Source organism: Winogradskyella sp. MH6 (assembly GCF_022810765.1).
GTDB lineage: Bacteria > Bacteroidota > Bacteroidia > Flavobacteriales > Flavobacteriaceae > Winogradskyella.
The window spans coordinates 120,532-139,606 of record NZ_CP094494.1; the positions used below are offsets into that span (position 1 = coordinate 120,532).

The following is a 19,075-nucleotide window of genomic DNA, read 5'->3' on the forward strand; positions in this document are numbered from 1 at the left end:
CTTTTCAACTTACAAAAGAGACATGTCTATACTAGCCAGCATTGTAGCACAACCCAAAAAGCATCTCAGAGAATGGGATTTTTTAATTTTTACATTACTAACTGCTTTATCTATTGGTTATGGACAAACAACAGTATTTTATGTCATTTACTTTTTTTGGTGGAATGAGTTTATTAGAATAGTTGTTAGAAGTCTTTTTTACAGACACAATAAAAGTAATAGCGACAACCAATTAGGCTCTAAATTTATGTTTGGCTCTTTGTTTATTATGTTCATTTATTTGGTATTTATCATAGTATTCTTCGGAATGATAGCCAACTGGGACAACTCTGATATTACACTAACCAACATGGAAATTCTATTTTTTAAGAATTGGTTTTTCAATATTAATTTACTGTTTGTGCTATTTGAACATGTCTACATTAATCTCAACGAAGACAAAACAATAGCTAGTTTTGGACAATTTACATCTAACATGCTGGTGTTGCACATTTCGATAATACTGGGAGGTATCATTATGTTTTTTATTGTAAAACCCTTTCCTGAGACCTTTTCTCCTGATAATTTATGGACTTCGGTATTAATAATTCTACCTTTTTTATTGCTTAAAATAGGTATGCAGTTTATGCTTTCGCCAAAGAAAATGAAAGCCAGATAAACGATTTGTTCTTAGCTTTAATAAAAAAGCACTGCTATTTAGATCATCTTAAATCCACAAAAAACTTAATAAATTTTATTGTTACACTTTTCTTTTGCAGTTCTAAATTATTTGGTTTTTCTCTAACCAAAACAACATGGAAGACATTGATGCCACATTAGAAAAGTTCTACAAAGTTTTTGCTATTTATGATTTCGATGAATTTATAAAAGATTAAATATTAATCTTATTTTACACCAAAATAACAGGTATCGAAATAATACGATTTATAATCTAAGAATTTTAAAAGTCATAACAATGAAACCATTGACAGAGCACTGGAGAGTAAAAAAGTTAAAAAACAATATTGCTAAATCAGTAATCAACAACAAAAACTACTCTCCCTTAAATAACCATTATTTATTTGCCGATCCCAGAGGAGGCAGTACTTGGTTAACAGAAATGGTGCAAAAAATAACTAATGAGCCTATTATTTGGGAACCTTTACATTTAAATCGTAAATCTAGTCCTTTTAAAGCTTTAAATTTTGATTGGCGACAATATATACCTGAGGATGAAACTTGGGAAAGTGCAAAAAATAGTTTTAATCTTCTTTTTAAAGGTAAGGTTCTTAATGATGGTGTTTTATATCATTCAACTTTTAAACAATGCCTAACATCAAGTAGCTTATTATTCAAGATATGTAGAGGTAGCGGATTGATTCCTTGGTTAACCAAAAATCATGACTTTAATTATAAACCTATACATTTAATAAGACATCCTTTTGCTGTCGTCTCTTCTCAATTAAGACATGGAGGATGGAGTCAACATAAATTTACGCAATTCAACATCCCTGAAACACCTTACAACCAATACTATATAGAACATTCTGAGTTTCTAAAATCTCTAAAATCTATTGAGCAAGTTATGGTTGCTATGTGGTGTATTTCTAATTTAAGAACTTTAAATAATAAACGTAATAATTGCGACTGGATTACTATAAATTATGAAGATTTAATTTTAAATCCTTATGAAATAATGAACATCATTCTAGATCAATGGCATAATGATTATGATATATCTCAACTAGATTTTTTTAAAAACAGTAAGACTACAAAAGATGATAGTCCTAAGTCTAAAGAAAAAAGAATAACTCATTGGGAAAAGAATTTATCTGAAATACAAAAAAAAGATATGGGAACGGTTTTAGATTACTTTAATGTTACGCATTACGCCAAGGACAATCCCTACCCTATCAAACCTTTTATTACTAAAATATCTGACAAATAAAATTTAAAAAAAGCCTTGGGTATTAGAGATATGGATTGAGTCGGTATTTTTGCCGTTCTTGGTTTGAAGGTATTTATTAACTATAATGGTAATCCATATTCATCAGCATTACAAATCTGATCTTATTGGGTTTTAATATCTAGTGAAAAAATATACTTTGCTTTGTTGTTAAATAGATTTTAAAATGACAGAAAAAGCTAAATCGTTAAAAGCAAGTTAGGGTCTGGGCAATTGGTTTTATAAAAGCCTAAATCGAGTTGATTGCTCACACCTGGATAATCGCCTTTGTAATTCTGAATATCCTTTATAATCTGAAAATGCAAATGTGGTGCATAATCTCCATTTACGTCAGCAGTACCTAGAGTTGCTATTTGTTGCCCTTGCTTTACATCTATTCCAATCTCTAAATTATTGATAGATTCTAAGCTTAAATGACCATATAAAGTGAAAAATGTTTTATTTTCTATACTATGCTCTAAAATTATGGTTGGCCCATAATCACCATAATTAATGTTATTCTTAAAACTGTGAACTTTACCATCTAAAGGTGCATAGACAGCTGTACCAGCTTCTACCCAAAGATCTAATCCCAAATGAATATTGCGTTCTTCTTCTGGTTTGGCAGTATTAAAATAATCACTTCTATTATAAATACCTCGATGCTCTAAATAACCTCCAAAAGCCACTTTAGCGTTATTGGTTTTTAAATGATTCCAAATGTAAATTTCTAAGGCTTTAGACGATGATACATCAACATTATCTAATTCTTTATTATGAATAGATAAATCCAGTGGTATATAAGTATTCCTAGAAACCTCAGTATGAATTAAAGGGTGTGCTTGAAGCGATTTTAGAAATTCTTCAAAAGAAGATAGGTCCATAAAAAACAAAATTTCCACAAAAATAAGAATCTATTTTAATGGAAAACAGGAAGAAAAATTGAATATACCCTTTAGAAAATGTTTTAACTAAAGGGCTAATTCATAATAACATTGCTGAACTTAGCATTGACAACAATGCTTCTGTCAGAGCTTTGACCTTCTGGATAATTTCTGATGGTCTTTTGCGATGTTGCTTTATTATTGAATTTAGAACGATTACCTTTAAAATACATGCTATAATCCACATTTTGAGGTAAGTTGACAAAAGCATCACTATTCTCTAAGACTAAATTAAGGTTCTTAAACGTCTCAGCAAGATTAGAAATCGTAAGGTCACCAAAGCTTCCGTCTATAATACCTGTTTCCGTTAAGGTTTCAATATTAATGTTTGAAGACTTAGCATTCAGCACCAAATTATTTACATTTTTAATCTGTGCTTTATCCACGTAATTCAAATTCAAAGTACCTAAATTCCATGAATTTATTACTACTGGCGAGTAAGATACATTGATGGAGGTCTCCCCTCCATCAATGTTATCTGCTACCAAAAAGGCGTGAGAGATATCTCCTTGTAGATTATAAATAACCGAAGAGATTTTTAACTCACCATGTCGTATATTGGTTTTTAATTTTGCTTTTTTAGGGATTTTTATTTTAATCACCTTGCGTACGTTGCTATTATTACCAAACTCTACGCGTCTCACAAACTCGGCTTCTCTTTTGTTTCGCATTTCATTTCTGCGCTCAGCTAGTTCAGCTCTACGCGCTTCCTGCTCTTCAGAACGTTTTGCATGGCGCTCTTTTAATCGTTCTGTACGCTCTACTTGTCTTTCCATCAACTCGGCTTGTCTTTCCATCTGACGCTCTAAGCGCTCTCCCCAAACTTCCATTTTCTCGGCCCATTCCTTTCCAAATTTTTCACCAAACTCTTCTCCCCATTTCTCCATTTCTACAGCATACTTCTCACCAAATTGCTCTCCCCATTTTTCCATTTCTTTGGCCCATTTTCCGTCAAAACGCTTACCATATTCCTCGCCCCATTTAGCCATTTTTTCTTGGTAACCAGATTCTGCAAATTTCTTTGCCCATTCTTCCATACGCTTTTGAAGTTCTTCACCACCTTCTTTTTCGTAGCGTTTACTCCATTCACTTAGATACTTCTCCCCTTCTTTTTGGTATTTATCATAATCAAACTTAATTGTTTTTATACCTTCTGGCAATTCAGGAAGCTCTGGAAACTCAGGCATTTTTGGTAGTTTTGGCATCTTAGGTAAGGTTGCCATTTCAGGCATTTTTGGCAATACTATAACTTCAGGAATTTCTGGTAAATCTGCTAACTCAAATTCTAAGTCTTTTAATATATCAGAGTAGTCTCCATCTCCATATAAACCTAATGCACGTCCGCCATGCGAAGAGATCATTACTTTATTATTAGAGCCGTCTACTTTTAAGTTCCATGCTTCTAAAGCTTTCTCTAATTCTTCTTGAGAGAGTTTATCACTTTCTAAATAGGCTTCAATCTCTACGATATCTCTATTCCAAGTATCGATTTCAATTTCTGCATAGCTTGTATTTAAGTCTACCACCACATCTTTATCTACCTTAATAGACTGCGATATTTTGCTCAACTTTTTTTGTGCGTAACCAAACGTGGTTAACAAGCACAACACTAAAATTCTAATTGTGTTCATGATTTTTTTTGATTTAACTGTTCGTTTTTTGATTTATGAAATTTGATTATGTTATTTCTTGTTCAAAAGCATCGTCATTAAACTCTTCCAACTTGTCCTTAAGACGCATTACAAGATTTAATCTCAACTTTAAGTTTTCTATAAGTGCATCTAGAGTTACTGAGTTTGGTCCGCTTTCATTAAGTTCTTCCAATAGTTTATCGTATTCTTTATTTAACTCTTGAAGTCTGAGCACGTAACCATCAAACAATTCTTTGTTTTGTGGTGTTAACTCTACTTTAGACAATTCTAAATTGATGCTTGCCAAATAATAATCCTCTACCTTTTTTAAGTCTGGTGATACATCTCCCAAGGTTTTTAAGTCTGTATCTACAACTTTAACAGGCTCTACAAATGGAGTATTAAAATACGTGTAAGCTCCATAACTCAACCCTAATAACACGACCACACTTGCTGCGATGTTTAAGAAACTAAATCCACTAGATTTCTTCTCAACTGGCAGTTCCTTATTCAACTTCTCTAAAAAGCGTGCTTCATGATCTTGAGACATTTTTGCGCGCTGTGCCAACTTATCTTCTTCAAATAAATTTCTAAGATCTTGTGCCATTTTTTTCTCTTTTTAAAACGGTTTGTAACTTTTGTTTTCCTCTAGATAATTGTGTTCTAGATGCCACTTCAGAGATATTTAGTATTTCTGAGATTTCGCTGTGGTCGTAACCTTCAATTAAATAGAGCATGACGACATACCTGTATTTTTCGGGCAATTCTTCAATTGCTGTTTTTACATCTTCAATGGTTATGTCATCATCAACCAACCACTCATTTTCATCTTTAGCATCAATCACATTAAGATGATGCTCTTCCAATTCAATCAATCGTTGTTTTTTCGATTTTAAAACATCAATACATCTATTCACCACAATACGTTTTAACCACGCGCCAAAACTTACTTCGGCTCTGTACTGATCTAATCTTGAAAATGCTTTGATAAAGGCTTCTTGCACAATATCTTCAGCTTCCATCGTATCTTTTACAAATCGAAGTGCAACGATAAGCATGCCATCGCAATATTGTCTGTACAATTGTATTTGCGCTTGCCTGTCATTCTGTTTGCATTTTTCAACAATATGAATCTGGAACGTATTAATGACTAATTAGTTTTTTTGATTGGTTCGCTCGATAATCGATATTAATTAGTTGAAATCAATTACTAATTTCAAACTAACTCACTCTAAAGACGACACATATTTTTAAGTGTTGCAAAAAATTTCAAAAAAAATTGATTTTATAAGATTTGCTTAAAATTATGCGTTCTGTTCTATAAATTTAGGGAATTGAATTATCTTTATTTTTTGAAACTCGCTGAATCATATTCGGCATATATAAATTAGCTAAAAACTGCTTAAGAAAATTTCACTATGCTAAAACGCATTCTTATTGTACTATCAATAATAGCTTTAGGTCTGTTATTGTATTCTGTTTTTGTTGAAAATATTTTTGCCCCTAGACTAAGTCCAAAGGATACTGCAAAAATTACCCTCAATGATTTAAACTTAAAGGTGGAATATAATAGACCATCCAAACGAGAGCGCGATATCTTTGGTGCACTTGTTCCATATAATAAAGTTTGGCGAACAGGTGCTAACGAAGCTACAACCTTTGAAACCAACCAAGATTTGATGATTGATGGTATACTTCTAAAAGAGGGAAAATACACATTATGGACCGTGCCAATGGAAAATTCGTGGAAAGTGATGTTTAATACAAAGCAGTATGAATGGGGAGTTAATGAGAAAATGGAACCTATGTGGGATCCAAACTACGATGCCATAGAAATTGAAGTTAAAAAACAAGATCTTGATGAAATCGTAGAGAAATTTACTATTGCGTTTGACAATAAAACAGGTAACCTAAAACTTACTATGGCATGGGATCAAACCTTAATTGAAATCCCTTTGCACATCTATCCACACAAACACTAAGCATAAAACACAGTGGCAAAAAAAGGTGACACATATAAATCTGCCTTACACGAACAAGATGGAATTGAACCACCTGAAATTCTTAGTACGCATTCTGCAAAATTTATAAAAGCTAAACGCAAAAAACAACCCTCTGTTGAGGATTTGGTAAAGGGTATTACTGCTGGAAACATTACTGACCTCAGTAGAGCTATTACCTTAGTAGAAAGCACAAACCAAACGCACACTCAAAAAGCACACGAGATTATTACAGCTTGTTTGCCGTATGCCAACAACTCTGTAAGGATTGGTATTACAGGAGTTCCTGGTGTTGGTAAAAGTACATTTATTGAAGCTTTTGGCACCTATCTTACTAGTATTGGCAGAAAGGTTGCTGTTCTTGCTGTTGACCCAAGTAGCAGCTTGAGTAAAGGCAGTATTCTTGGTGATAAAACACGAATGGAGGATTTGGTAAAGGATAAAAACGCTTTTATTAGACCTTCTCCTTCTGGAGACTCACTTGGTGGTGTCGCAAGAAAAACCCGTGAAACCATTATCCTATGTGAAGCTGCTGGCTTTGATACTATTATAATAGAAACTGTTGGTGTAGGACAAAGTGAAACCGCTGTACACAGTATGGTCGATTTCTTTTTACTATTAAAACTTGCTGGTGCTGGCGATGAACTACAAGGCATAAAACGAGGCATCATAGAAATGGCTGATGCTATTGTGATTAATAAAGCAGATGGAGATAACCTAAAGGCTGCCAAATCTGCTAAAGTAGAATTTAACAGAGCCTTACATTTGTATCCTGAAAAAGATTCAGGTTGGTCACCAAAAGTATCGCTTTGCAGTGCCCTAAAACAAGAAGGTATTTCTGAAGTTTGGGATTTGATTCAAGAGTACTTGAAAACTACGTCTAACAATCATTATTTTGAACACAATAGAAACAACCAAAATAAGTTCTGGTTACTTCAAACTATTGAAGAACGTCTTAAATCTGACTTCTATAAATCTGAAAAAATAAAAAAAGAGCTTTCAACTCAAATCAAATTGGTAGAAGAAGGAAAAACGACACCTTTTGCTGCAGCTGAGTATTTACTTAATCTTTCATCAAGTTAGTTTAATTCACCTTTAAACATCAAGGTTTCTCCGTAATGCTAAAAAAGCATACTTTTGTGTCAGAAATTCTATCAATAAATGAATTACAAATTAACCATCATAGTGCCTGTTTATAATGAAGAGGATAATCTTGAGCGTGTAGAAACAGAGCTTTCAAATTATTTAAAGATTGCTTCAGTGCCAACATGTGTATTATTTGTAAATGATGGTTCTAAAGACAAAAGTCAAACTATGATTGAGGCTATTTGCAATCGTAATGATGCTTTTGACTATGTACTTTTTCAAGAAAATCGTGGTTTAAGTGCTGCTATAAAAGCTGGCTTTGATTATGCTGATACAGCGCTTGTTGGCTATATAGATTCTGACTTACAAACCTCGCCTGAGGATTTTAATATTCTACTAGAACATATTAACAACAATGAGCTTGTAACTGGTGTGCGTGCAGACCGTAAAGATTCTTTCGTTAAAAATATGTCTTCTAAAATTGCTAATGGCATTAGACGTGCGTTTACCAAAGATGGCATGGATGATACAGGTTGCCCTCTTAAAATTATTAAAACAGATTATGCCAAACGCATCCCAATGTTTAGAGGTTTGCATCGTTTTTTACCAGCCATGATTATGCTGCAAAATGGTAGAGTGACTCAAATACCTGTGCGTCATTTTCCTAGGATAGCTGGAAACGCAAAATTTGGACTTTGGAATCGTCTTCTTGGGCCATTAATGGATTGTTTTGCTTATTTATGGATGAAGAAAAAGTACATTAACTACGATGTTGCTAAAACCAGCAAATGAAAGACTGGATTATTTATAGCATAGGTTTTTTTGCGCAGATACTGTTCTCGTCCAGATTGCTCATTCAATGGGTTACATCCGAAAAACAACGTAAAGTTATTACACCAACAACGTTTTGGACCCTTAGCTTAGTTGCATCATTCTTGTTATTTATTTATGGGTATTTACGTTTAGATTTTGCCATTATGCTTGGCCAGAGTTTAACGTATTTTATCTATATCCGAAATTTACAATTGCAAGGGCAATGGCAAAAGTTCCCTAAGCTGGTTCAAATATTGCTATTTATTGTTCCTGTTCTTATTGTGATTTTTTATTACAACAACAATAAGATTGATATAGAGCTGCTATTTAAAAACGAAGCCATACCAACGTGGCTGCTTGTTTTAGGCATTGTAGCTCAGGTGATTTTCACTTTGCGTTTTGTGTACCAATGGATTCATTCAGAACGACATAAAGAATCTTCTTTGCCAATGGGTTTTTGGGTATTGAGTTTAATTGGCGCATCATTAATCTTAACCTATGCTATTATTAGAAAAGATCCTGTGTTGTTTGTTGGTCATCTTTTCGGTATGATGATATATGCCAGAAACGCTTATCTTATAAGAAAAACCAATGATTAAGCTGATAGAAAAATATCCTATTGCAAGCCTTTTACTTTTTGTATTGGTAATGCTTGGTTTTACCATAGATGCGATTCCTGTGAGTATTATGGAAGCTCGGAATTTTATTTCGGCAAGAGAAATGCTTATGGATGACAACTGGATTTTAACTACCATGAATGGTGAAGCACGCTACGAAAAACCACCTTTACCAACCTGGATTACTGCTTTTTTCGGTATGCTTTTCGGGATAAAATCTGTGTTAGCGCTGCGATGGCCTGCCCTTTTATTTTTAGCAAGTATTGGCATTTCAACATATTTAATTTCGAAAAAATTAGAACTGACGAAATCGCATAGCCTTATCAACGGGTTTATAGTATTGAGTTCATTCTATGTTATTGGCATTACTATTGAAGCACCTTGGGATATTTACACACACGGCTTTATGATTATGGCTTTATTTCAGCTGTTTATTATGTTGAAGCAACAAAAAACAAGCATACTCAACAGTCTTTTATTTGTGCTGTTTATTGCAGGTTCAATATTATCTAAAGGTCCTGTATCATTGTATGTGCTGTTCCTATCCTTCGTTATTGCTTACGCTATTGCACTAAAACCAAAAGGCAATCTGTTGCACTTCTTAAAACTTATTAGCTTATTGATATTCGGAATTGTGCTTGGTGGTTGGTGGTACATGCATGTACGTATTGCAGATGCTGAAACTTTTGCTGCCATTGCTGCTAAAGAAACATCGAACTGGAGCAGCTATAATGTAAGACCATTTTATTATTACTGGAGCTTTTTTGTGCAAAGTGGATTGTGGACCATTCCTGCGTTTATAAGTCTGTTATATCCTTATTTAAAGTCGCGCGTATCTAATCTAAAAGCCTATCGTTTTAGTTTCTTCTGGACGATAATTGCTGTAATATTATTATCTGTAATTCCTGAAAAAAAATCGCGCTACCTTATGCCAGTGCTAATTCCGTTAGCTTTTAATATTGGTTTTTATATCGAATATTTAATCAGAGAATTCAAAAACTTAAAAGACAAACGCGAAACATTCCCTGTGTATTTTCACTTTGGTTTAATAGGAATGATTGGTATACTGTTTTGGATATCTGAATTCTTTATAGGCTCTTTCATTTTTAGTGATTATGCCGTTAGATATGTCATAACTTCCATTGTACTGATTAGTATTGGTGTTTTCATCTTTCAATATTTGAAGAAAAAGAACATCAAAACCGTTTTCTATTTATGTATTGCCTTGATGCTTAGTTTAGGTTTTTTCGCTTTACCGTTAGCAAACTTGAATGTTCAAGACGATTACAAACCTATTTCAGAATTACAGAACATAAAAATTGATCTGTACCATTTAGATTATATAGCGCCTGAAATGATTTATAATTATGGTGATAAAATACCGAGTATTAAAGCAGACGAAGGCTACCATATTCCTATTGAAAAAACATTTCATCTACTGACCAGAACCAAGCAACCAGATACGATTGAGGTACTTTCAAAATTGTATAAAATAGAATTTATAAATACTTACGACCTTAATCGTGCCTCCAAGGATTCGAGAGCCTATAACAAGCGACTGGTCAATCAGTTATACAAACTTACTCTGAAATAAATCGCTTTAAGATATACTTGTTAAGCTTATAAAAACCAAAGCCAGCTAAAGCACCAAAAGTCATTCCTGCTAAAATATCTATCGGAAAGTGCACACCAACGTAAATACGACTGTAAGCCACTAAAAACGCCCAAAATAACAGAATAAATATGAGGTTTTTAAAGTAAGGTCGCAAGACTAAACCACCAAAAACAGCTGCAGCCATAGAGTTAGATGCATGGCCAGAGAAAAAACTACGATTGCTACTACAACGTTCTGCTATAAAACGAATGCTGTCCTTTATCTCATCGCAAGCACAAGGTCTAAAACGCAATACCGAACGCTTTACCAAATTAGTAGTTTGGTCTGTAAATAAAATCATTAAGGCAATGGTCACAATGATAAACAACAAGGCCTTCCACCCTAATTTTCTATAAATTAAAAAAAGTAATATCGCATATAGTGGAGCAAAGGTAAACTCATGCGTAATGGCCAACCACATACCATCCCAAGTTGGTGAGCCAAGACCATTGAGGTATACAAAAAGTTCGGTATCTAAGTCTAAAAGTTTGTCTAGCATTAATCTTCGTCGTAACGTGCCACTTCTCTATCGTAAAACTCTGTAGCCTCTCTAATATAATTTTCGGCTTCGGTTTCGAGTTCTTTTTGGTCGTGTTGGTCAAATTCCTCAAACCACTCTACCTCATCATTTTCAAGATTGATGATAAATCTCGGAAATTCAGTATGAATAACGAATATAGCATCTGGATAATCTGTGTTATCGCCTAAGATGAATTTTGGTAGTTCCATTAGTTTAGTTTGAAGTTTGAAAGACAAAAATACAAATTTAGTAATGAGTTCATCATACTTTTTTTTGCTTTGTCAATTCTAGTGATTTAAGCTTATGACTTCTCGATACAATTCTTCGTGCCTCAGAATCACTCGAAGTGACGCAAAGTATAACAATCAAACCTCAATCGTCAGTTCGAGTGAATTTTATGATTGAAATGAATAAAATTAGTATCGAGAACTATTTCGGTAACTCAACTTCTCGATACAATCCTTTTAACCTTCAGAATCACTCGAAGTGACGTTGACGAGTTATTCAGCTTGTTGAGTAATCAACTTCTTCGTCAAATAACGAAAACGAATAAATAGCAATAAAGCCGCAGCACTTAAGCCAGCCAATAAGCCCATCCAAATACCCAAGCTACCATAAGCGTCTTCTTTGCCTAAATAGTAACTAATCGGAAAACCAATCACCCAATACGAAATAAAGGTGATGATGGTCGGAATCTTAACATCTTGCAAACCACGAAGTGCACCAAGCGCAATAACTTGCAAACTATCACTAATTTGAAACACTGCCGAAGCCAGTAACAAAGTCGCTGCGATTTTTACCACCTCAGCGGTGTCCATGGCATTAGCAGGATCGTCTAAATCCACATACAAATCTGGTAGTGCTTTATGAAAAATCACAAACAGCAACGCAAAAATGACTGCGAATATAAACCCAACAAAAAAGATAGATTCTGCAATACGTTTTAGGTTTTTATAATCCTTTAACCCTTTTTGATTACCAACACGCACCATAGCCGCAACACTCAATCCCATAGCCACCATAAAAGTCATGGATGATAAGTTGAGTGCAATCTGATTGGCAGCCTGTGCATTTTTACCCAACAATCCACTAAGCCAAATTGCTGCTGTAAAAATAGCCACCTCAAAAAACATCTGCATGGCACTTGGCAACCCTAAGTTGGTGAGCTTTTTTAGAGGTTGTTTACTGAGTTTAAAGAATTTTATATTGGTCACATAGGCTCTAGACCTATGACGTTTTGCCAACAGCCACCATAAGAAGAACAACATGGCAAAGCGCGACACCAAAGTCCCAACGGCAGCTCCAACAATACCCATTTGAGGAAACCCAAATTTCCCAAAAATAAGTACATAGTTAATGGCTACGTTTAGAATGTTAGCTACCAACGTGGCATACATTGGGTATTTGGTTAAGGACATACCATCGCTAAACTGTTTAAACGCCTGAAACACGATAAGCGGTACCAAAGAAAAGGCGACCAAATCTAAATACGGAATAGCGAGCTCTACCACTTCTTCTGGCTGATCCATAACATACATAAGTGGTTTGGCAAGCAACTCTAATAAAAACAGAAGGATACCTAAAACCGTACATAAGAAAAACCCATGCTTAAAAGCCGATTTCCCTTTAACGAAGTTTTGCTCTGTATCTGCCTCAGCAACCAAAGGTGTAATGGCTGTAGAAAAGCCAATACCCAAAGACATGGCAATAAAAATAAAGCTATTACCCAAAGACACAGCAGCCAACTCTGCCGAGCCCAATTGCCCAACCATCACATTATCTACAAAGCTCACAAAGGTATGCCCAAGCATACCTAACATTACTGGTGATGCCAGTTTTAGGTTGTATTGAAATTCTTTAGTGTAGTTGCTTAAAACCATGCCGCAAATGTAGGGCTTCGATTTTGCTTTGGCTAATAAATTTTAATACGGGTCTTAGCTATTGCGCTTAACGTGTTCGTGTATAGTATGTGCCTGCTCGGTTACAGATTAGTTACACGAAAATTTATTAAACTAAATTGTGTATGCATACTGACATGCATTATACATGTTGTTGTAACCTATGCTACTAATCAAATGAGATTAACAAACTAAATTCTTTTGATCCTTGATTGTTCTCAATTTTAAAATTTACATCCTCAAAATTCCATTCCCTACCAATCCATTTGTCTGATCTCATCAATTCTAATTCCTTTTCCCAATCAAATTTTCCTTTGAAGTTAATGTCATCTCCAAATATCCTAAAGGCATTATTGATAACCAATTCATATTCTCGGTAAAATTTAAAATATGAATAATTATAAGTTACTCTGTAGAAGTATAAATATTGCTTACCATCCTCTATTATTTTGTCAATACGGTTAAAAAAACCTAGATAAGTATGAACGGGTTTAATCGTTTCTGTTTTTCTATCTCTGTCAAGTGATTGATGTGAATTGATTATTAAGCTATTGTTTAAATCGTTTTTTAATAATTGAATAAAAGTTGATACATCAGACGCCTCTTTTTCAACTATAAAGTCAAAAGAATTAATGAACTCATCTATATGAAGAACTTTTGTCTCTATACCTAGCAGTCTATATAGTGCTCTAGTCTTCTTTAAAAAAGCTAAATCTTCTGAAACGACGCAATCAGTATAGGCACCATAATAACTATGTAGAGCATCATTCATCATGTTATTGAATTTGAACTTCTTAGATGGTTCTTTACTAATCCCTAGCAGGTCTAACGTACAATAAGCATTTACAAAAAAATCATATTTGGTTACTTCTGTGGTTCCATTAGGATTCAAATTATCATTTACGAATTGTGTAAAAGTTTTTTTTAGTTCGGAATTTTCCAGCTCATCATTAAAGTCTATTTCGTCATAATTGATTGTAAATTTTCCATTATTGAAATGTGTGTCCGTAATGTTTCTTAATCCTTTCCAAACTTTATTGTCATCTTTCATTTTTGTAACTAAGGACATCATATGTTCACTCCAATCTATCATGGACATAGGATCTTTACCAAATGGCAGTATTTTACTAACTGTATCTAAGACTTCAGAATCAGCGTCTATCAATCCTGAGAAATTAAAATCTAAAATTGGCTCAGTCAAGAGCTTTTTGGCTTTTTCTACTTTTTGTTTGTCCTCATCATTTAAGTCAGTTGTATCAAATTCTAAAAGGCTTGCAAAATCAATATTGTCATCTTCATGTTCTACATCTTTAAATGCCATGTTGGGAGTTGCTAAGTAGCAGGATGTTCTTTTTTCAATAGCGTGATAAGACAAGTAATTATCACCAACTATAGATTCGATAAAATCTAATTCAGAATATTTTATGTCTGTTTTATCGCTTTTTAAATCAAGTAAATGTGCGTGCGAGAAAACAAATAAACTTGAACGCTGATTTCTGATTTTATCTAATAGTTTGACATACTTTGTTTTATCCTTTTTAAAAAGGTTACTAAAGATTTGTTTATCAAAGTAAATTCTTACCATATTGCGGATAAGGTGGCATTGGCTACAACATTTAGATAAGTTCAGTTTTAATTGAATTTATCGAACGATGCTGAAACAAGTTCAGCGCATGTAAGCGAAGTTCGGTTTTTTTAAACAAAAAGTCAATACGTAACGTTACGTATTTTTAGAGTAAAGTCACCTGCTTTTTCGCCTCCTCAAACTCAGTTACCATGTCGTTTACAATATCTGCAACAGGTTTAATGTCGTGGATTAATCCTGCGATTTGGCCAATTTCTAGCTCTCCATCGTCTAAATCACCTTCAAACATACCACGTTTGGCTCTGGCACGTCCTAAAAGTTCTTTGAGCTGCTCTGGTGTTGGTGCAGTTTTATACAACTCTTGTAGATCGTTAAAGAATTTGTTTTTCACCAATCTTACAGGTGCAAGTTCTTTTAAGGTCAATTGTGTATCGCCCTCTTTAGCATCCACCACAACTTGTTTAAAATCTTGGTGTGCAGAAGACTCTTCACTCGCCACAAAGCGGCTACCAACCTGTACTCCATCGGCTCCCAGAACCATACAAGCTAACATGGCTTTTCCGGTGGCAATACCACCTGCGGCAATTAATGGAATTTCTAAGTGCTCTTTTACCATTGGGATTAAAGTGAGCGTGGTAGTTTCGTCTCTACCATTATGTCCTCCTGCTTCAAAACCTTCTGCCACCACAGCATCTACTCCTGCGTCTTGGGCTTTGAGCGCAAACTTTACACTACTCACCACATGTACCACAGTAATGCCACGCTCTTGTAACCAGCTGGTCCATGTTTTCGGATTTCCGGCAGAGGTGAATACAATCTTTACTCCTTCTTCAACAATGATATCCATAATTTCTTCAATGTTTGGATATAGCATTGGCACGTTCACGCCAAAAGGTTTGTCGGTTGCAGCTTTACATTTTTGGATGTGCTCGCGCAACACATCTGGATACATAGAGCCTGCGCCTATTAAGCCTAAAATGCCAGCATTACTTGCTGCTGAGGCGAGTCGCCAACCGCTGTTCCAGATCATGCCTGCTTGTACGATTGGATATTGTATATTGAAAAGTTCTGTGATTCTGTTTGCCATGAATTTTAAAATTTAAAGGGTAAAGTTATGCAAAAAGATGCTGAATCAAGTTCAGCATGACAATGAATTGTTTTGATAAAATTGATCTATTTTGAGGGTATTGCTCGAAGTGACGCTCGGTTCTATTCTTTAATAAACTTAAACGTTTTGGATTGACGTTCTGCAGAAAGCTTCATCACATAAATTCCAGATGATAAATTCGCCACGTTAATATTGGAAACATTCTGGCCTAACTTCACGGTTTTCACTTCCTGCCCTAACGAAGTGTAAATGGTAATTTTTAGAGGATTACTTTCAATAGGTATATTGAATTTTAATTCATCTTTCACAGGATTCGGATAAACACTAAAACTATTGAAAGCCTCCTCTTCTACTCCTAGGGTTCTTGCCAATGCCAAATCTGGAATACCATACCCTAAAAAATCATCTGGCATGGTGTATTGCGAAGCCGATTGCCTCACGTAATCCATCACTTCGGTTGGTGACAATTCAGGTACAGCTTGCCATAACGAGGCAATACCACCACATAAAATAGGACCACTCAACGATGTCCCATTATTTTGAGTAATGACATCATTTTCACTAACCACATAAGCAGCTCCACCACGAGCAACAACATCTGGTTTTTGATAACCGACTTGCGCAGCACTACCTTGTGAACTAAATGCCACGTAATCTCCATTGGCATCTACAGCTCCAACAGATAGCACATCTGGAGAATCCGCTGGTGCACTAACGGTTTGCCAAGTTGTGGCACCTGAGTTACCTGCACTTACAACCACCAAAATCCCTTTTTCTGAGGCAATAGTGGCACCTTTAGTAATAAAAGCGGTTTGACCGTTCATGTCTGCAGGTGTATAATTGTAATTCGGATTATCATATTCCGTGTAACCCAAAGAGGTATTTATTAAATCGACACCCAAGCTATCTGCACGTTCGGCAGCTTCTACCCAATAACTTTCTTCTACTGGATTTTCACCAGTAGCATCTTCGGTAATAAACAAATAATAAGATGCATCTGGTGCTGTACCCACAAACTCATCCTGAACAAATGCTGCCATAGTACTCAACACTTTTGTGCCATGAGAACTGGCAATGTTATCATAAACCGCTTCTGTTCGATTTACAAAATCGTAGCCGTCTAGCAAATCTCCATTATCGCGTAAGCGCTGAAAGGCAGACATGGTATTAACATTTGGAAAACCAGCATCTAAAACCGCAACGGTAATACCTTCTCCTGTAAAATCATCAAGGTGCAAATTGTCTACATTGATCATTTCTATCTGATTTTGTGTATCACCATAGGTAAACACAATGCTCTCGTCTTCAATATTTAATTTATCCTGAAGTGCTGATGAACGTGAACCTAGATCCAATCCATTGTCAGCAAAGTCGATACTATCTACAAAACTCAGATTTAGTAATGCTGAAATATCGGTTTCTGCACCTCTGACGTGTACAGCATTAAACCATTTAGATTTTGCCATAACTGTAATGCCTGTTTGACTTTTAAGCGTTGTAATATATGGTTCATGTACTGGCACATCTCTGGTATCGATGGCAATGCCATGATTTTGTTTTCTATCTAACGCTTTTTGAGTAAGTATGGAAATTGGATTTGCTAAAGCAGCAGCTTCATTAGGCTTGTCGGTAAGGTAAACCCAAGCATCTTCTTGTGCGTAGCTGTTTATTGTGATGAGGAGCAATAAAAGCAATGGTAATGTTCTATTCATAGCTTTTCTTTTATTGCAAGTTAAGGATTTGTTGGGAATTTTTAGAGTGTTCTTGATGCATCTAGAAGATTGCTGTCCGGACACCCGAACTGACAAAGCGTATATATACTTGTCTTTCTGAACTTGATTCAGAATCTAAGACAAAAAAGGGTTCTAGATACATTTTTAATCTCATTTCATTCGATTAAAAACACTCGAAGTGACGAAGTGTTACGATATAAGTGAGATTCCTGCTTTCGCAGGAATAGTATTATGAAATCACGCCTGAACCTAACAACTCATCGTTGTTGTACCAAGCCACAAATTGACCTTCGGTAATAGCAGATTGTTTGTTTTCGAATTCTACATACAATCCTGAAGCGACTTTATGTAGTGTTGCTTTTTCTAAAGGTTGTCTGTAACGTATTCTTGCCATCACATCCATAGTTTCACCTTCGTTTAAGGCTAAATCCTCACGAATCCAGTGCAATTCATCATTAGACACAAAGAGTACGTTTCGTAATAACCCAGGATGATTTTTACCTTGACCTGTATAAATCACATTTTCTTCAACGTCAGTTTCAATGACGAACAAAGGCTCTTTGGTTCCACCAACTGCTAAACCTTTACGTTGTCCTTTAGTAAAGTAATGTGCGCCTTGATGCTTGCCAACTACTTTTCCATCAGATAAGGCGTATTCTGGTTTTTTGGCTAAGTATGCTAACTCACTTTCTTTTGAGGTAAACTCTGGATGTGTTCGGTTATAAACTTCGAGAGAATCCTCAACCTCAACAATAACACCTTCTTTTGGTTTAAGCTGCTGCTGCAAAAAGTCCGGAAGTCTAACTTTACCAATAAAACATAAGCCTTGTGAATCCTTTTTCTCTGCGGTTATTAAATCTTGAGCCTTAGCTATTTCTCTAACCTCTGGCTTGGTTAATTCACCAATTGGGAATAAAGCTTTTGTTAATTGATCTTGCGACAACTGACATAAAAAGTAAGACTGATCTTTGTTGTTATCTTTTCCGGCTAAAAGCTGATGAATTTCTTTACCGTCTTTTTCGATTGTAGATTTACGACAATAGTGTCCTGTAGCCACATAATCTGCACCTAAATCCATAGCAATGTCCATAAAGACATCGAACTTAATTTCGCGATTACATAATACATCAGGATTTGGTGTACGACCTTTTTCGTATTCATTAAACATATAGTCTACAATACGCTCTTTATATTGCACGCTTAAATCTACTGTTTGAAAAGGAATACCTAATTTGTCCGCTACCAACATGGCATCGTTGCTATCCTCTAACCAAGGGCATTCATCTGAAATGGTTACAGAATCATCGTGCCAGTTTTTCATAAACAAGCCAATAACTTCGTAGCCTTGCTCTTTTAAAAGATATGCTGCAACGCTAGAATCTACACCTCCTGAAAGTCCTACTATTACTCTTTTCATATTAATTGACCTGATTTCCTTTTTACTCTTTTTTATGGACGCATTCTTTCCTTGAAGTCGAAACACACAAAATTATGAGTAATGTCTTTGTCTGAAAAACTTCGGCAAAATTACAAATAAAAATAGCAATCTAATGAAGACTGCT

Annotated in this window: 18 protein-coding genes; 7 read left to right on the top strand and 11 right to left on the bottom strand. The window is 35.0% G+C overall.

All coding sequences use genetic code 11. The features are described 5' to 3' along the window. Positions 1-22 precede the first annotated feature (22 nt). Together MST30_RS00625 and MST30_RS00630 are read left to right on the top strand one after the other, a co-directional pair. Positions 23-658, top strand: a complete 636-nt coding sequence (locus MST30_RS00625; protein ID WP_243472482.1) for a hypothetical protein — start codon at positions 23-25, stop codon at positions 656-658. Positions 659-955: 297 nt separating this feature from the next. Next, complete coding sequence (locus tag MST30_RS00630) at positions 956-1,927, top strand: sulfotransferase (RefSeq protein WP_243472483.1); 972 nt, start codon at positions 956-958, stop codon at positions 1,925-1,927. A 197-nt stretch (positions 1,928-2,124) separates the two neighbouring features. Here MST30_RS00630 and MST30_RS00635 read toward each other — a convergent pair whose 3' ends face one another. The 4 genes from MST30_RS00635 to MST30_RS00650 form a co-directional block, all read right to left on the bottom strand. Then, complete coding sequence (locus MST30_RS00635; protein ID WP_243472484.1) at positions 2,125-2,808, bottom strand: peptidoglycan DD-metalloendopeptidase family protein; 684 nt, start codon at positions 2,806-2,808, stop codon at positions 2,125-2,127. 95 nt (positions 2,809-2,903) lie between these two features. Beyond that, entirely contained in the window at positions 2,904-4,499 is a 1,596-nt protein-coding gene (locus MST30_RS00640; RefSeq protein WP_243472485.1) for a hypothetical protein, read from the bottom strand. Between the two features lie 46 nt (positions 4,500-4,545). Continuing rightward, complete coding sequence (locus MST30_RS00645) at positions 4,546-5,106, bottom strand: hypothetical protein (protein ID WP_243472486.1); 561 nt, start codon at positions 5,104-5,106, stop codon at positions 4,546-4,548. After that, on the bottom strand, positions 5,090-5,647 hold the full coding sequence (locus tag MST30_RS00650) for an RNA polymerase sigma factor (RefSeq protein WP_262914442.1): 558 nt from the start codon (positions 5,645-5,647) through the stop codon (positions 5,090-5,092). Before MST30_RS00650 ends, MST30_RS00645 begins: the two co-directional genes overlap by 17 nt. Positions 5,648-5,917: 270 nt before the next feature. Here MST30_RS00650 and MST30_RS00655 point away from each other — a divergent pair, with 270 nt between their 5' ends. From MST30_RS00655 to MST30_RS00675, 5 genes are all read left to right on the top strand, one after another. Further along, complete coding sequence (locus tag MST30_RS00655; RefSeq protein ID WP_243472487.1) at positions 5,918-6,481, top strand: DUF2911 domain-containing protein; 564 nt, start codon at positions 5,918-5,920, stop codon at positions 6,479-6,481. 12 nt (positions 6,482-6,493) lie between these two features. Continuing rightward, positions 6,494-7,582, top strand: a complete 1,089-nt coding sequence (meaB, locus tag MST30_RS00660) for a methylmalonyl Co-A mutase-associated GTPase MeaB (protein ID WP_243472488.1) — start codon at positions 6,494-6,496, stop codon at positions 7,580-7,582. Positions 7,583-7,660: 78 nt separating this feature from the next. Then, complete coding sequence (locus tag MST30_RS00665; protein WP_243472489.1) at positions 7,661-8,377, top strand: glycosyltransferase family 2 protein; 717 nt, start codon at positions 7,661-7,663, stop codon at positions 8,375-8,377. Further along, positions 8,374-8,997 carry a lipid-A-disaccharide synthase N-terminal domain-containing protein gene (locus MST30_RS00670; protein ID WP_243472490.1) on the top strand — a complete coding sequence of 208 codons (624 nt, stop codon included), beginning with the start codon at positions 8,374-8,376 and terminating at the stop codon, positions 8,995-8,997. Before MST30_RS00665 ends, MST30_RS00670 begins: the two co-directional genes overlap by 4 nt. Continuing rightward, positions 8,990-10,609 (top strand): ArnT family glycosyltransferase, encoded by a 1,620-nt coding sequence (locus tag MST30_RS00675; RefSeq protein WP_243472491.1) that lies wholly within the window; start codon positions 8,990-8,992, stop codon positions 10,607-10,609. The genes MST30_RS00670 and MST30_RS00675 overlap by 8 nt, the downstream gene beginning before the upstream one ends. Here MST30_RS00675 and MST30_RS00680 read toward each other — a convergent pair. The 7 genes from MST30_RS00680 to mnmA all read right to left on the bottom strand — a co-directional run bounded on the left by MST30_RS00680 (position 10,596) and on the right by mnmA (position 18,930). Further along, entirely contained in the window at positions 10,596-11,168 is a 573-nt protein-coding gene (locus tag MST30_RS00680; protein WP_243472492.1) for a phosphatase PAP2 family protein, read from the bottom strand. The two genes, MST30_RS00675 and MST30_RS00680, sit on opposite strands and share 14 nt — an antisense overlap. Beyond that, positions 11,168-11,398, bottom strand: coding sequence for a DUF8828 family protein (locus MST30_RS00685; RefSeq protein ID WP_243472493.1), 231 nt, complete (start codon positions 11,396-11,398; stop codon positions 11,168-11,170). The genes MST30_RS00680 and MST30_RS00685 overlap by 1 nt, the downstream gene beginning before the upstream one ends. Before the next feature lie 291 nt (positions 11,399-11,689). Then, on the bottom strand, positions 11,690-13,069 hold the full coding sequence (locus MST30_RS00690; protein WP_243472494.1) for an MATE family efflux transporter: 1,380 nt from the start codon (positions 13,067-13,069) through the stop codon (positions 11,690-11,692). A 187-nt stretch (positions 13,070-13,256) separates the two neighbouring features. Next, positions 13,257-14,672 carry a hypothetical protein gene (locus MST30_RS00695; protein ID WP_243472495.1) on the bottom strand — a complete coding sequence of 472 codons (1,416 nt, stop codon included), beginning with the start codon at positions 14,670-14,672 and terminating at the stop codon, positions 13,257-13,259. A gap of 145 nt (positions 14,673-14,817) precedes the next feature. Continuing rightward, complete coding sequence (locus tag MST30_RS00700; RefSeq protein WP_243472496.1) at positions 14,818-15,759, bottom strand: NAD(P)H-dependent flavin oxidoreductase; 942 nt, start codon at positions 15,757-15,759, stop codon at positions 14,818-14,820. 122 nt (positions 15,760-15,881) lie between these two features. Then, positions 15,882-17,492: a S8 family serine peptidase gene (locus MST30_RS00705; protein WP_243472497.1), complete on the bottom strand. Its 1,611-nt coding sequence runs from the start codon at positions 17,490-17,492 to the stop codon at positions 15,882-15,884. Between the two features lie 250 nt (positions 17,493-17,742). Then, on the bottom strand, positions 17,743-18,930 hold the full coding sequence (mnmA, locus tag MST30_RS00710) for a tRNA 2-thiouridine(34) synthase MnmA (RefSeq protein ID WP_243472498.1): 1,188 nt from the start codon (positions 18,928-18,930) through the stop codon (positions 17,743-17,745). Positions 18,931-19,075 lie beyond the last annotated feature (145 nt).

What these genes read in the sequence shown, in the direction of transcription:
- MST30_RS00630 (WP_243472483.1), top strand. Translation starts at nt 956, where the DNA reads ATGAAACCATTGACAGAGCACTGGAGAGTAAAAAAGTTAAAAAACAAT.
- MST30_RS00705 (WP_243472497.1), bottom strand. Translation starts at nt 17,492, where the DNA reads ATGAATAGAACATTACCATTGCTTTTATTGCTCCTCATCACAATAAAC.
- MST30_RS00690 (WP_243472494.1), bottom strand. Translation starts at nt 13,069, where the DNA reads ATGGTTTTAAGCAACTACACTAAAGAATTTCAATACAACCTAAAACTG.
- mnmA (WP_243472498.1), bottom strand. Translation starts at nt 18,930, where the DNA reads ATGAAAAGAGTAATAGTAGGACTTTCAGGAGGTGTAGATTCTAGCGTT.
- MST30_RS00655 (WP_243472487.1), top strand. Translation starts at nt 5,918, where the DNA reads ATGCTAAAACGCATTCTTATTGTACTATCAATAATAGCTTTAGGTCTG.
- MST30_RS00695 (WP_243472495.1), bottom strand. Translation starts at nt 14,672, where the DNA reads ATGGTAAGAATTTACTTTGATAAACAAATCTTTAGTAACCTTTTTAAA.
- MST30_RS00665 (WP_243472489.1), top strand. Translation starts at nt 7,661, where the DNA reads ATGAATTACAAATTAACCATCATAGTGCCTGTTTATAATGAAGAGGAT.
- MST30_RS00685 (WP_243472493.1), bottom strand. Translation starts at nt 11,398, where the DNA reads ATGGAACTACCAAAATTCATCTTAGGCGATAACACAGATTATCCAGAT.
- MST30_RS00680 (WP_243472492.1), bottom strand. Translation starts at nt 11,168, where the DNA reads ATGCTAGACAAACTTTTAGACTTAGATACCGAACTTTTTGTATACCTC.
- MST30_RS00670 (WP_243472490.1), top strand. Translation starts at nt 8,374, where the DNA reads ATGAAAGACTGGATTATTTATAGCATAGGTTTTTTTGCGCAGATACTG.
- MST30_RS00625 (WP_243472482.1), top strand. Translation starts at nt 23, where the DNA reads ATGTCTATACTAGCCAGCATTGTAGCACAACCCAAAAAGCATCTCAGA.
- MST30_RS00645 (WP_243472486.1), bottom strand. Translation starts at nt 5,106, where the DNA reads ATGGCACAAGATCTTAGAAATTTATTTGAAGAAGATAAGTTGGCACAG.
- MST30_RS00635 (WP_243472484.1), bottom strand. Translation starts at nt 2,808, where the DNA reads ATGGACCTATCTTCTTTTGAAGAATTTCTAAAATCGCTTCAAGCACAC.
- MST30_RS00675 (WP_243472491.1), top strand. Translation starts at nt 8,990, where the DNA reads ATGATTAAGCTGATAGAAAAATATCCTATTGCAAGCCTTTTACTTTTT.
- MST30_RS00700 (WP_243472496.1), bottom strand. Translation starts at nt 15,759, where the DNA reads ATGGCAAACAGAATCACAGAACTTTTCAATATACAATATCCAATCGTA.
- MST30_RS00640 (WP_243472485.1), bottom strand. Translation starts at nt 4,499, where the DNA reads ATGAACACAATTAGAATTTTAGTGTTGTGCTTGTTAACCACGTTTGGT.